Origin of the sequence: Flavobacterium mesophilum (genome assembly GCF_039581405.1) — a bacterium.
Taxonomy (GTDB): Bacteria; Bacteroidota; Bacteroidia; order Flavobacteriales; family Flavobacteriaceae; genus Flavobacterium.
Window position 1 is genome coordinate 687,735 of sequence record NZ_JBCPXZ010000002.1, and the last position, 12,466, is coordinate 700,200.

Consider the following 12,466-nt stretch of genomic DNA (forward strand, 5'->3'; position numbering starts at 1 on the left):
CAATGACTAAAAATAAACTAAAGAATCCAACAATCATTGTTATTTTTGGAGGAACCGGAGATTTGGCAAAGAGAAAGCTCTTTCCCGCATTTCAAAATCTGTACCTTGACGGACGTATGTCTGAAAAGTTTCAGATTATTGCTCTTGGAAGAGCAGAAAAAACCAATGAGGATTTTCGCGCTTATGTAGCAGAAAATCTAGGTCTGTTTTCAAGAAAAAAAGGAATTGATGATCCAGAAACTGAAAAATTCCTTTCACATATAACCTATCATAGTCTTGATATTGACAAAGAAGAATCGTACATCAGCTTAAACGAGAAAATCAACAATTTCGATTTATCTTTTGGCGAGCGCGCAAATCGTCTTTTTTATCTTTCGATTACACCTTCTTTCATTTCAACGATTTCAGACAATATCAAGAAAATTGGACTTGCGGCAAATCCAAAACAAGATCGTATTATTATTGAAAAGCCTTTTGGTTACGATAAAACTTCTGCAATTGCACTTAATGAAATGCTTTCAGAAACTTTCAAAGAAGAGCAGATTTACAGAATCGATCATTATTTAGGAAAAGAAACGGTTCAGAATATTTTGGCTTTCCGTTTTGGAAACTCAATGTTCGAGCCTTTATGGAGCCGTAATTTTATTGACTTCGTGCAAATTACCGTTGCAGAAGAAGTGGGCGTTGAAGAACGAGGCGGATTCTACGAAGGTGTTGGGGCTTTAAAAGATATGATTCAAAACCACTTGCTTCAGATTTTATGTATGACGGCTATGGAAGCGCCTGCTTCTTTAAACGCAGATGACATTCGTAATCGTAAAGCAGACGTTTTGAAATCAATTCGTCGTATCAAACCAGAAGAAGTGGATCATTATATTGTACGTGGCCAATATGGTCCTGGCGAAATAAAAGGCGTTCCAGTTCCGGGTTATCGTCAAGACAAAGGCATTGCTCCTGATTCGCTTACGGAAACGTATGTAGCAATGAAGATTTATCTGGACAACTGGAGATGGCAAGGAATTCCGTTCTATTTGCGTTCAGGAAAAAGAATGGAAGAAAAACAATCTTCAATCATTATTCAGTTTAAACCAGTGCCGCATTCTTCATTTTCTTATGGAAAAGAAGGCAGTACTCCAAACCGATTGATTATCAACATTCAACCTTCAATGGACATTAAACTGCAATTTATGACCAAAAAACCAGGTTTGTCAATGTCTTTAAGACCTGCAGAAATGGTTTTTGATTATTTTGCATGTTCAACAATGTCGCCAGAAGCTTATGAAACATTAATTGCAGACGCCTTGGCAGGAGATCCAACTTTATTTATGCGTTGGGATCAGGTAGAAGAAGCTTGGGACGCAATTGATACGATTCAGCAAGTTTGGAAAACTACGGCACCAACCAATTTCCCAAATTACAAAGCAGGAAGCTGGGGACCAGAAGAAGCCGACGAATTATTGGCAAGACAAGGACACAAATGGATCCCGAATACACAAACAAAAGAAGAAGTTTTAAATGATACAGATTTACAATAACACAGAAGAAATTAATACTACAGCAACCGATCTAATTGTAGAAAGTGCGCAAAAAGCCATTTCGACAAAAGGAAAATTTACTCTAGTACTTACGGGAGGTTCTTCTCCTGCAGGGATTTACAAATTACTAGCTTCTGATGCTTATAAAAACAAAATTGACTGGAGCAAAGTTTATATTTTTTGGGGAGATGAAAGATGGGTTCCATTAAATGATGATTTGAGTAATGCGAAAATGTCTTATTCAACCTTATTGAGCCACGTTCCTATTCCGCAAGAAAACATTTTTGAAATGTACAAAGATGGCGTAACTCCTGAGGAATATGCTGCTACTTATGAGCAATCTGTGAGAAGTATTTTAGGTGAAGAAGGAAAATTCGATCTTATCTTATTGGGTATGGGAGATGACGGACATACGGCTTCTCTTTTCCCGGGCGAAGCTGTTTTGGAAGAGCAAACAAAATGGGTTGACGCTTATTATTTGGCTCCACAGAAAATGTACCGTATCACGCTTACTGCGCCATTAATTAACAAAGCAGAAAAAATCGTGGTGGTGGCTTTTGGAGAGAAAAAAACACATGCTTTAAAAGAAGTTACAACTGGAACTTATAATCCAACTTTATATCCAATGCAATTAATCAAACCAGTTTCTGGTGAATTATTGTTTTTGGTTGACAAAGCTGCAGCAGGAACAAATTAGGATTTTATTCCTGTAAATACAATTTAAAAAATCGCAATTGTCTATTTTATAGATAATTGCGATTTTTTTATGTATTTTAGTAGACAAAAAAATGCAATCCAACCAAAAGTTTCATTAAATCTGCTTTTATGAATGAATTGCGAAAACATATTGAAGAAATTACGCCTTTAACCAATGAAGAATTTGACTATATAAAGACTTTTTTTAGAGAAAAGAAAGTAAAAAAACATCAATACCTGCTCCAAGATGGAGATAAAGTAACTTCTGAATATTGGATTATTAAAGGTGTTTTTCGTGCCTTTTATATTGACAAAGAAGGGAAAGAACATATTTTACAATTTGCTCTCGAAAATTGGTGGCTCTCCGATTACAATGCTTTTTTTAGCCAAAAGGAATCCAATATCAATATTGTCTGTATGGATGATGCTGAAATTTTGTGTCTGACACTTTCTAACCGTCAACAATTGGCAGCAGAATTACATAAAATGGAGCATTTTTTCAGAATGAAATTGACCAGTGGTTATTCAGCACAACAACGGAGAATTATTTCGCTACTTTCCAACAATCCGAAAAAACGGTATGAAGAATTTGCAAATCTTTATCCGAACATAATGCAAAAAATTCCCAAAAAATATATTGCAGAATATCTCGGCGTTAGCAGGGAAACTTTAAGCCGACTCTATTCCAGCAACGATCGTCAACAACTTTAAGCGTGATTTTCATCACGCTTTTTTTATGCTTTTACTTCTTGATCAAAAATCATTCTTAACCAAAGTCAATGATTTTAAACAAATTACGAATCTACATTTGCCCCGTAATCAACATTGATTCAATCTGAATTCCAACAAACATTGGGCTTTCAAAAGACTCTATTCAAAACTGTGATTCAAATCACACTTTTAAAGTGAGTTCGCTCAACCTCCAGGTTCTAGATATGGAGGAAATTTGTCTCAGATACAAAGCCAATTATTGATTACAAAATTTTATTTAACGAGTAGATTCAAAAATTAAAAAGTAAAATTATGAAAACAACAGCTTATAAATCAATCACTAAAAAAGGCCTCACCATTGCAACATCAATTTTTCTAATGACTGTAAGCAATTCAAAAGCCCAAAACGCTGTCAAAATAAAAACGAATGTTTTGACAGAAGCAACTTCAAAAATGACACTATTTGAAGTTAAAAATGAACAATTAACTTCTTTCAAAAAAGCATTGTCTGATTATGTTTCAACTGCTTTAGCTTCAAAAAATAATATTATGGCAGAAGCTTTTTACGAACAAGACAATTCTAATATTTTATGGCTAATTGAAAGATGGAGCGACAAAAAACAATTCGAAGATTTTAGCAAAAATACGCAATCAAAATCATTAGAAGCATTGGCTAAAAAAGCAGTTCTAAAAACAAAAACCTATCACATTAATGATCTTGAGCCTTTGACAAAAGAGCAATGGCGCAAAACTTCGAAAAAAGAGGATAATCAACTTGTTGTGATGTTATTTGTAGATGCTAAAAAAGGCACTGAACAAAACTTTAAAGACACGTATCATATTGCTATGCCTCAATTTCGAAGTGAACCAGGAGTTGTAACCTATCAGCTTTCACAAATTGAAGGAGATGAAACGCAATTTGTAACCTACGAAAAATTCAGAAGCAATGACGCTTTTCAATATCACCTCAACTTCCCTCCTATCAAGCCTGTAATTGAATATTTAGAAACAAGCATCAAAAAACCTCCTTTTCAAAACGGACTGCATAATCTAATCGAATTTGCTCCGCTGACAAGAGAATAATTAGAAAACAATTTATAAAACACAATTATCAATATTTTAAAATTTAGAAACCATGAAAAATTTAAAACAAGTTATCGCTGCAGGCCTAGTAGGCACAGCATTAAACGTAGAAGCACAAGTTAATCACGAATTGAACGTAATGAATCAATTAGCAACGCCATCGCACGTATCTGTGATGCCCGTATCACAATTATTGAATGCCCCGGGCAATGAAGCCTTAAGAGATTTCTTTTTCACTCCGGTAAAAGACAAAACGGTTTTGAAAGGCAAAAAAATCGCTGTACTTGCTGCAGATGGTTTTGAAGAAATTGAACTTACTGGACCTGTTTGGTATTTTAGAGAACTTGGCGCACAAGTTGATGTTATTGCTCCAAAATTCAATCCAGCACCAGCCAGATATGGCTTAAGCACTCCTGAAATGGCAAAAACACATATTATGGCCATTCAATATTTACAGCCTACTGGCTGGCTTAAATTTGACCGAACTGCTGACCAAATTAAAGTAAGCGATTATGATGCCGTATTTATTCCGGGTGGGGCTTGGAATCCAGACAACCTTCGTTATGACAAAGATGTGATCAAATTTATTCAGGATTTCAACAAATCAGGAAAATTGATTGCGGCTATATGTCACGCGCCAGTTGTTTTGGCTTCGGCCAATATTCTTAAAGGAAGAAAACTTACTGGATATTGGAACATTCAAGTTGATTTGAAAAATGCTGGAGGAATTGTTTCTGATCAACCTGTTGTTGTTGATTCAAACATTATCACAAGCAGACACCCAATTGATGTAGCTGATTTTTCTAAAGCTGTTGCAGGTTGGCTAGCTAAAAAATAATTGTAAATCGGCGGAAGGTGAATTCATCTTCCGTCGTTAAATTCAAATTACTTGCCAATCATTCTTTTACGAAGTCTGCTTAATGATTCGGGCTTAATCCCGATATACGATGAAAGCTGATTTTGGGAAACCAATTGAAAAAGATAAGGTTCTTTTTTTAAGATGGTTTTGTACCGTTCTTCAGGCGTTTGAAAATGCAACATTTCTTGTCTTTCGATAATAATAAGATACGCATATTCGGCAATCAATCTTCCAAATTTTGACCAATTGGGACAACTGTGATAGAGCTTTTCCACTGCTTCATATTCCAACGCAATTACTTTAGAATCTTCCATTGCTCTGCAACTATAATGCGCGGTTCTCTGAGTAATAAAACTCGCGAAATCAACTAAAAAATCATTTGGTTTTGCAAATCTGCTATTGATTTCGTTTCCTCTATAATCGACATAAAACATTCTGAAAAAACCACTTTCAATAAAATAAATATGACGGCAAATTTCGCCTTGCTGTAAAAGATCAGTATCCTTTTTCACTTCGATTCGATTAATTATCGGAAGCATTAAATCATACTCTTCATCAGACATTGGAACAAATGATGTAATTACGTTCTTAAGCGAATCCATATAATTGATTTTAAGAGAAATAAGTTGCTTAAAATTAGATTTAATTCTGCTAAATACAAAATTGCTTTCATTAAATCGTAAAGTTCGTTCTTAACCAAAGTCAATGGCATATACAAAATTACGAAGCTAACTTTGTCATGTAAATAAATTGAAAATCAAATATTTAATTAAAAACATTCTATTACTAATAATTCAAAAAACTTAATCATGAAAACTACATTCAACATCGAAACAAAAGCAAGCAAAAATTCAAAACTAGGATTCAGAATCCATCTTCTTGCATTTTTATTGGCAACTCCAATTGTGTTTATTATCTGGTATTTAACAGATACTACTTATCCTTGGCCACTTTGGTCAACAGCTTCATGGGCTATCGGAATTGTTTTTCACTACTTGGGCGTATTCGTATTCAAAAATAACAACACTAAATACTATCGTCATGGAAACATTTAATCGCATTGTAACAGGTCATGATAATGACGGCAAAGCTGTTATTTTATCAAATGAAATTCCGTCACGAACTTATATGGTTGGCGGACCAAATGGAGCTAAATTCCATGAAATTTGGAATACCAAACAAACGCCAGCCTTAATTGACAAAGTATCTGGAGATCCAGAAGAAACAGCACTTATTTTAGGTCCGCCGAAACAGGGTACACGAATTAGAGTGATCGATTTTCCGCCAGAAAGTGATGAAATCCGAAATCTTACTGCAGCACAAGCTGTCGAGCATTTTAAAACCATGAAAGGCGAGCACGCTTCAAAAGCGGATGAAAATGCGCCTCACCCCTTAATGCACAAAACTGAAACTATTGATTACGGAATTGTTCTAGAAGGCGAATTGACACTAATTGTCGATCGTGGCGAAACTACTGCAAAAGCGGGAGATATAATCATACAACGAGGCACAAATCATGCTTGGAGCAACAAATCAGGAAAACCATGTCGAGTAGTTTTTGTACTGATTGATGGACAATTTGAAGAAAATCTTCGCTAAAATCTTAAAACCAACTGTTATGCGAGTACATCCTATAAAACCAGAAACTATGAACGCTGAAGTTCGTTATGTCCATGATGAAGTTTATAAACTCATTACACACAGTCAAGGTCCTGTCGAAATGACAAACAGCGATGGCGCTTTAACCGGACCATTTCCTCCAATGCTTGCTTTTCCGCAATTTGGCATTCCGGCTTTGAGTTTTGTTCGTTCTTTAGACAATCATGCAACGCTTCCTAAAAAAGTGAGAGAAGTAGCAATTTTAACCGTCGGTGCGGCGTTTGGAGCACGATTTGAGCTTTATGCACATGAAATTATGGCAAAACATTTTGGATTTTCTTTAGAAGCTGTTGCGTCATTAGCATCCGGAATTCGTCCATCTGAATTAAATCAAGAAGAAAACATCGCATATGAAATGGCTTCTACTTTAACAAAAGGAAAAATTGCTCCCGATTCATTATACCATTTTGCAACAGAAATATTAGGAAAAGATGGTGTTGCCGAACTTATATTCTTAATAGGCGCTTACACACTACTTGCAACTGTCTTAAATGGTTTTGATGTTCCCGCACCTTAAATCAATTGAGCAAAATCATATTTCTTTCAAAATTTAAAAAGCCTTAAAGAATATTCTTCAAGGCTTTTTAAATTATTATAAAATATTTTTAATTCAAGTTCAAAATTGCATCGAGTTCAAGAATAGTGGTTCCTGACGGAAGTTTCTTTGGCGCGATTGCCAGTTTTTCAGCCAAAAATGCTGTAGAAATTGGTTTTAGATTTTTAAATAGTCCGATTGCATTGAAGAACTTAATCACTTTGACAGAAATTTTCTCTCCCAAGCGATCTGTGTTTTCTCTAATTAGCGGTCCAGGCCTGAAAACCAAATATTGCTCAAAGTGAAGCTCGGCTATAAAATCTTCTAATTGTCCTTTCATTTTGGAATAAAACACACTGCTTTTAGCAGAAGCGCCATACGAAGAAACCAAAACAAAAGACTTAATAGCATTTTCTTTAGCAATGCTGGCAAATGCAGCCGGAATATCGAAATCGATTTTCCATTGATTTTCTTTTGAGCCCGCCACTTTCAAAGTCGTTCCAAGGCAAGAAAAAAGAACATCTCCCGTAATCAAATTCTTAAACTGATCAATTTTAGAAAAGTCAACAATATGTTCTGTAAGTTTTGGATGTGTTTTACCAATGGATCGCCTCACAAAAATGGAAACCGAACTATAATCATTGTTCTTCAAAAGCACTTCAACCAGCTCTTTTCCAGTTGCACCCGTAGCTCCAATTAGTATTGCTTTCATATTATAGTTTTAAGAATTACATTTCTCCCTGCTAAAACCATTTTATGCTGAAGAAATTCTTCATAAAAATAAACAAAAAAAAACTGCTTAAAAAAGCAGTTTTAAAAACTTTAGATTTTAAAGTGAATTAATATAACCTTCAACCTAGTATAATAAAAAAAATTCCCCCTTTTTTTATTTATTACTTAGTTTGGCGAATACGCGAACTTAGTTTCCAGATACATTTCTTCAAAATCAATTCCAGAAAAATTTAAAGTTTTTAAAAAGTGTTTAACTTTATTTTTTGCCAATTTGTTTGATCCTGTGTAAAACAATTCATTGCTTTCGTGCTTTTTATGCGTTGGCGCAGGAATATCAGAATCTACAATATTGTGTATTTTAACGACATGTGCTTCTGGTAATAAAGAAGCTATAATTTCGCCAGATGATTTCATATTCAAACTTGGCTCTAAACATTCTAAACTGTAAATTGGATTGTTTGCGTGCACCAAAATTTTTTCTGTCATATCTGGCAAATCAGACAAAAAAAGCTGAATATCTTCCCGTGGGATAAACAACACGAGCATTTTTGCTTTTGCAGCTTCGCGTCGGCTAACTAATTTTACCTTCCCATCCATCATTTGAACAAGATCCCGCATGTGGCTGTTGCTGCGTGTATGGCTGATTAATACTTGGTGTCCTGATTTGGCTGCTCGTGCTGCTAAATCCATTGTTGTTCTGCAAACTCCTATAAATCCAATTTTCATATCTTTTTATTTTTTAATCTACTTCGATTCCATAAAAAAATTCTTAAATCATAAAAGTAAAATGTTAACACTACAAATATAAATCTATATTGTAATCGATTGATTTGTAATAGCGTACCAATAAACCTACATTTTTGTAGATTTAAAACTACAAACTGCAGATTATAAATTTTGTTTGTTATGTTTGTGTGTACAAATCTGATCGCACAAATGACGTTATCTACTACTTTTCGTTATTGCTGTTTTTTCCTGCTGCTTACCGTGGCTAAAGGTTTCTGCCAAGAAAACTACGCGTTTAGATGGTACACTGCCGATAATAATGAATTACCTCAAAGCAGTATAAAAGCCATAGTTGCAGATAAATACAATTTTATTTGGATGACTACAGAAAATGGAATTGTTCGATATGACGGCAATACTTTTACGGCATACAATTCTTCAAATACAAATCTGCAAGGAAGTCGTTTTACCGATATTTTTGGAAGTATTCAAAAAGACAGTTTACTCTGTTATAACGAAGGAAAAAAAGAACTCGCCCTTATTACTGGCCGAAAAGTCAAGATTTTTAATAAAAAGGGACCTTCTGCTAATATCATCTGGAAAGGCCAGCATTCTTATTCACACGATGGTTTGCCCTCATACCTTTCAATTGATCCGACACAGCAATTTTGCATCAAATTACCAAACGGAAATACTTTTTTTATTAATAGCGAAGAAGTAGAACTCTGTAATGCTAAAATGAAAAGCATTTATAAAATCGCTTATAAAAATGTTTCGGTTTATAACTTTTTCCCTATTGGGAATGATCTTTTTTATTTAAAGGCTGATGGAAGTTATGATTGTTTTGCACAAAATAAAAGATTTTCAGGCAAACTGAATATTGATCCTTCTGCAAAAAATCCTAAAATCTACTGGAACATTACAACAAAACAAATTTTTATTTCAGTAAAAAATAAAATATACCGCCTAAAAGATGAAAATGGTAGGCTATCTGCAAAATTTATTGTTGAATTCAAAGATTTTGAAAACAGCAACATCGTCTCCGTTTTTTATGACCAAGCCAATCAAAAACTTTATTTAGGAAGCAATACAAATGGTTTATGCATTATAAGTTTTCCTGCTTTTAAATCAGTAAAAAAAGATCCAACAAAAGCAGAAGTATATTATGCTGCGCAAACTTTCACAGACAGCACTGTTGTTACGCCAAGTGGACTGATATTCAATAATAAGAAACTGCTAGACAGTCTTCCTTTTGGAAAAACTGTTGATTTAGTTGAAAGAATAAACATTGCAGAAGATGATGAGAAAAACATCTGGATTTCTAGAATTTTGAACATAAAATGCTATTTAAAAAGCACCAACTACAAAAAGCATATTAACTATAAATTTAATCAGAACCCGAAAACATTATTTAAAGATAATGAGAATACTATTTGGATTAGTTTAGGCAACAGCGAATTAACCAAAGCAAAATTGTATTCCATCAAAAATGGAAAAATTTCACTGGTTGCTATTTTTAAAAACAACATCAATTTTATAGCACAATATGATGATGATACACTCTATCTTGGCAGTGAAAAAGGACTTTTTACATTTAACAAAAGATCTAGAAAGCTTTCCTTTATAAAGAAATCTGAAGGAATAAACGTAAGAAGCATTTTCTTTGATAGTGAAAAAAAGATATGGCTGACCACCTACGAAAAAGGCTTTTTTCTGTATGAAAACAATATTTTTCACTCTTTCCCAAAAGACGAAGACAATTATTTGAGTTCCTCACATGCTATTGTAGAAGACAAAAATGGTTTTTTCTGGATTCCGACTAATAAGGGACTTTTTCAGATCTCTCGCAAAACGTTGCTGGAATACAGCAAGAAAAAATCGGGTGCCATTTACTTTCATCAATACAACAAATCAGATGGTTTTTTGACCAACGAATTCAATGGCGGATGCCAGCCAAATAGCAATTTTCTTAAAAACAACAATATTGTTCTGCCTTCTATAAATGGTTTGGTTTTCTTTAATCCAAATAAAGTTATGCCGTTGCTTCCGGGCAAACAGCTCTATATAGACCGTGTAATTGTAGATCAAAAAGCGCAACAGCCAAATGATACCATTGTTTTGCCGAACAGTTTTCAAAGGGTTAGCATTTTAATTGCTTATCCGTATTATGGCAATCCTGAAAATCTGCATATTGAAGCAAAACTTGAAAAAAATGCTAACAGCCGTTGGGAACGTATAAAAAATGAACGATCCATCTCGTTTACTACTTTGCCTCCTGGTGAATATAAGCTGATGATCAGAAGCTTGTCTGGATTTGATTCTAAATATGTTTACAAGAAAATTTTATTAAAAGTTCCTGCTAAATTCTATCAAACTGCATGGTTTACGATCCTGACTTATGTTTTGCTTATCGGATTTATAATTTCGCTATGGTACATCCGATTGTATTATATAAAAAGAAAAAATGAAAAGCTGAAAGAGGTTATTGATATAAAAACAAAAAAGCTGGCAACAACGGTCAAAAAACTGCAAAAGACAAAAAGTACCCTGAAACAAGAAATCAAACAACAGGAAACCTTAGTCAAAAGCATTAGTCATGATATCAAAAGTCCTTTGAAATTCTTGACCAATTCAATCACGCATTTATTTGAAAATGAAACCATTCAAGAAGATGCGCAACTAAAAAAACACGTAGGAACAATCAAAATGTCAACTACGCAATTGTATGAATATGTTGAAAATCTGATTAAGTACTCTTCTATTTTTATTGAAGGAAAAAAACTCGAAGACGACTGCTATTCATTGTATAATTTGATTGAAGAAAAAATTGACATTTTTGAAAAAATAGCCGAAGCCGAAAATATAGAAGTAATCAATAGTGTTGATCCAAAACTTCGCATCAGGACAAACAAAAAAGCATTGTCGATCATTATTCATAATCTGGTGGATAATGCCATAAAAAATACGCAAAACGGACGTGTCGAATTATTTTCAGGAACTAAGGATAATATCTTATTGCTCACTATTATCGACAATGGAAAAGGAATGAGCAAAGAACTCATTCAGTATTACCTCGATTTTTACAAAAATCCGATCGTAAAAAACTATCATTTAGGATTACACATGATTATTGAACTTCTGCTGATTATTCAGGGAAATATCAATATTACCAGCACGGAAGGAAAAGGAACCGCTATTGAAATTATGGTCGAATACGACTAATAGTCATAGGTTTTGAAAAGATTAATCAGTTCAACCAAATTTGTGATTTTAAGTTTTTCAAAAAGTCGGGCTTTGTAGGTACTCACGGTAGACATATGAATGTTGAGCATGTTTGAAATTTCAAGATTTCCGTTACCGTTGATCAGCATTTCGGCAATTTGAAGTTCTCTTTTAGAAAGACTGTCTAATGGGTTTTTAGCTTTTTTGTTTACTCTTGTTTCTAGCAATTTGCTTACAAGTTCTGGAGAAACATAAGTCGAAGTTTCAAAAACAGAATTAATTGCAAATATCATTTTTTCTTCGCTGCAAAGCTTATTCAAATAGCCGTTTGCTCCTGCAGAAATATAAGGCAAAGCATATTGATCTTCTTCGTGAGCTGAAAACACCAAAATTCTTGTGGCGGGCTGAATCGCTTTAATATCAGCAATCATTCCGGTATTTTTTCCACCTGGAATATTGATATCTAAAAGCACCATACAGATTGGTTTTTCTCTTAAAATCGCGAGCGCTTCAAAGAAATTTTCAGCATGTGAAATTTCTACATTTTCGATTTGTTTTTCTAAAACCATTGCTACGCCATTTCGCACTACCAAATGATCGTCAACTATTAAAATTTGCTTCATACAAAAAAGAATTCGTATCAAATTAACACACTATTTTTTAAACTATTAAATTTTTATCGAAAAACTTTTCTGCAGAATCAAAAGC

Annotated in this window: 13 protein-coding genes; 9 read left to right on the forward strand and 4 right to left on the reverse strand. The window is 34.0% G+C overall.

Going from position 1 to position 12,466, the window contains the following annotated elements; all coding sequences use genetic code 11:
* The first annotated feature begins 2 nt into the window (after positions 1–2).
* The 5 genes from zwf to AAYQ19_RS07445 all read left to right on the forward strand — a co-directional run bounded on the left by zwf (position 3) and on the right by AAYQ19_RS07445 (position 4,863).
* Positions 3–1,535 carry a glucose-6-phosphate dehydrogenase gene (gene zwf / locus AAYQ19_RS07425; protein ID WP_343535518.1) on the forward strand — a complete coding sequence of 511 codons (1,533 nt, stop codon included), beginning with the start codon at positions 3–5 and terminating at the stop codon, positions 1,533–1,535.
* Entirely contained in the window at positions 1,516–2,232 is a 717-nt protein-coding gene (gene pgl, locus AAYQ19_RS07430) for a 6-phosphogluconolactonase (protein WP_343535520.1), read from the forward strand. The genes zwf and pgl overlap by 20 nt, the downstream gene beginning before the upstream one ends.
* A 128-nt stretch (positions 2,233–2,360) precedes the next feature.
* Entirely contained in the window at positions 2,361–2,942 is a 582-nt protein-coding gene (locus tag AAYQ19_RS07435) for a Crp/Fnr family transcriptional regulator (protein WP_343535522.1), read from the forward strand.
* 312 nt (positions 2,943–3,254) lie between these two features.
* The gene (locus tag AAYQ19_RS07440) at positions 3,255–4,025 is read left to right on the forward strand and encodes a putative quinol monooxygenase (RefSeq protein WP_343535524.1); all 771 of its coding nucleotides are present in this window, start codon (positions 3,255–3,257) and stop codon (positions 4,023–4,025) included.
* 52 nt (positions 4,026–4,077) lie between these two features.
* Positions 4,078–4,863, forward strand: a complete 786-nt coding sequence (locus AAYQ19_RS07445; RefSeq protein ID WP_343535526.1) for a DJ-1/PfpI/YhbO family deglycase/protease — start codon at positions 4,078–4,080, stop codon at positions 4,861–4,863.
* A 47-nt stretch (positions 4,864–4,910) separates the two neighbouring features.
* Here the strand turns inward: AAYQ19_RS07445 and AAYQ19_RS07450 are convergent, their stop codons facing one another.
* Entirely contained in the window at positions 4,911–5,486 is a 576-nt protein-coding gene (locus AAYQ19_RS07450) for a Crp/Fnr family transcriptional regulator (protein ID WP_343535527.1), read from the reverse strand.
* Between the two features lie 207 nt (positions 5,487–5,693).
* Here AAYQ19_RS07450 and AAYQ19_RS07455 point away from each other — a divergent pair, with 207 nt between their 5' ends.
* Genes AAYQ19_RS07455 through AAYQ19_RS07465 form a run of 3 tightly spaced genes read left to right on the forward strand, consistent with a single transcriptional unit; the run spans position 5,694 to position 7,060 of the window.
* Positions 5,694–5,939 (forward strand): 2TM domain-containing protein, encoded by a 246-nt coding sequence (locus tag AAYQ19_RS07455; protein WP_343535529.1) that lies wholly within the window; start codon positions 5,694–5,696, stop codon positions 5,937–5,939.
* The gene (locus AAYQ19_RS07460) at positions 5,926–6,483 is read left to right on the forward strand and encodes a cupin domain-containing protein (protein ID WP_343535531.1); all 558 of its coding nucleotides are present in this window, start codon (positions 5,926–5,928) and stop codon (positions 6,481–6,483) included. Before AAYQ19_RS07455 ends, AAYQ19_RS07460 begins: the two co-directional genes overlap by 14 nt.
* Positions 6,484–6,502: 19 nt before the next feature.
* Positions 6,503–7,060, forward strand: a complete 558-nt coding sequence (locus AAYQ19_RS07465) for a carboxymuconolactone decarboxylase family protein (RefSeq protein ID WP_343535533.1) — start codon at positions 6,503–6,505, stop codon at positions 7,058–7,060.
* 88 nt (positions 7,061–7,148) lie between these two features.
* Here AAYQ19_RS07465 and AAYQ19_RS07470 read toward each other — a convergent pair whose 3' ends face one another.
* On the reverse strand, positions 7,149–7,790 hold the full coding sequence (locus tag AAYQ19_RS07470; protein WP_343535535.1) for an NAD(P)H-binding protein: 642 nt from the start codon (positions 7,788–7,790) through the stop codon (positions 7,149–7,151).
* Between the two features lie 185 nt (positions 7,791–7,975).
* Positions 7,976–8,536: an NAD(P)-binding domain-containing protein gene (locus tag AAYQ19_RS07475; protein WP_343535536.1), complete on the reverse strand. Its 561-nt coding sequence runs from the start codon at positions 8,534–8,536 to the stop codon at positions 7,976–7,978.
* Between the two features lie 180 nt (positions 8,537–8,716).
* Between AAYQ19_RS07475 and AAYQ19_RS07480 the strand changes: the two genes are divergently transcribed.
* Positions 8,717–11,758, forward strand: a complete 3,042-nt coding sequence (locus tag AAYQ19_RS07480; protein WP_343535538.1) for a sensor histidine kinase — start codon at positions 8,717–8,719, stop codon at positions 11,756–11,758.
* On the opposite strand, the gene AAYQ19_RS07485 is transcribed toward AAYQ19_RS07480, so the two are convergent.
* Positions 11,755–12,381 carry a response regulator gene (locus AAYQ19_RS07485; RefSeq protein ID WP_343535540.1) on the reverse strand — a complete coding sequence of 209 codons (627 nt, stop codon included), beginning with the start codon at positions 12,379–12,381 and terminating at the stop codon, positions 11,755–11,757. The two genes, AAYQ19_RS07480 and AAYQ19_RS07485, sit on opposite strands and share 4 nt — an antisense overlap.
* Between the last annotated feature and the right edge of the window lie 85 nt (positions 12,382–12,466).

What these genes read in the sequence shown, in the direction of transcription:
- zwf (WP_343535518.1), top strand. Translation starts at nt 3, where the DNA reads ATGACTAAAAATAAACTAAAGAATCCAACAATCATTGTTATTTTTGGA.
- pgl (WP_343535520.1), top strand. Translation starts at nt 1,516, where the DNA reads ATGATACAGATTTACAATAACACAGAAGAAATTAATACTACAGCAACC.
- AAYQ19_RS07435 (WP_343535522.1), top strand. Translation starts at nt 2,361, where the DNA reads ATGAATGAATTGCGAAAACATATTGAAGAAATTACGCCTTTAACCAAT.
- AAYQ19_RS07440 (WP_343535524.1), top strand. Translation starts at nt 3,255, where the DNA reads ATGAAAACAACAGCTTATAAATCAATCACTAAAAAAGGCCTCACCATT.
- AAYQ19_RS07445 (WP_343535526.1), top strand. Translation starts at nt 4,078, where the DNA reads ATGAAAAATTTAAAACAAGTTATCGCTGCAGGCCTAGTAGGCACAGCA.
- AAYQ19_RS07450 (WP_343535527.1), bottom strand. Translation starts at nt 5,486, where the DNA reads ATGGATTCGCTTAAGAACGTAATTACATCATTTGTTCCAATGTCTGAT.
- AAYQ19_RS07455 (WP_343535529.1), top strand. Translation starts at nt 5,694, where the DNA reads ATGAAAACTACATTCAACATCGAAACAAAAGCAAGCAAAAATTCAAAA.
- AAYQ19_RS07460 (WP_343535531.1), top strand. Translation starts at nt 5,926, where the DNA reads ATGGAAACATTTAATCGCATTGTAACAGGTCATGATAATGACGGCAAA.
- AAYQ19_RS07465 (WP_343535533.1), top strand. Translation starts at nt 6,503, where the DNA reads ATGCGAGTACATCCTATAAAACCAGAAACTATGAACGCTGAAGTTCGT.
- AAYQ19_RS07470 (WP_343535535.1), bottom strand. Translation starts at nt 7,790, where the DNA reads ATGAAAGCAATACTAATTGGAGCTACGGGTGCAACTGGAAAAGAGCTG.
- AAYQ19_RS07475 (WP_343535536.1), bottom strand. Translation starts at nt 8,536, where the DNA reads ATGAAAATTGGATTTATAGGAGTTTGCAGAACAACAATGGATTTAGCA.
- AAYQ19_RS07480 (WP_343535538.1), top strand. Translation starts at nt 8,717, where the DNA reads ATGTTTGTGTGTACAAATCTGATCGCACAAATGACGTTATCTACTACT.
- AAYQ19_RS07485 (WP_343535540.1), bottom strand. Translation starts at nt 12,381, where the DNA reads ATGAAGCAAATTTTAATAGTTGACGATCATTTGGTAGTGCGAAATGGC.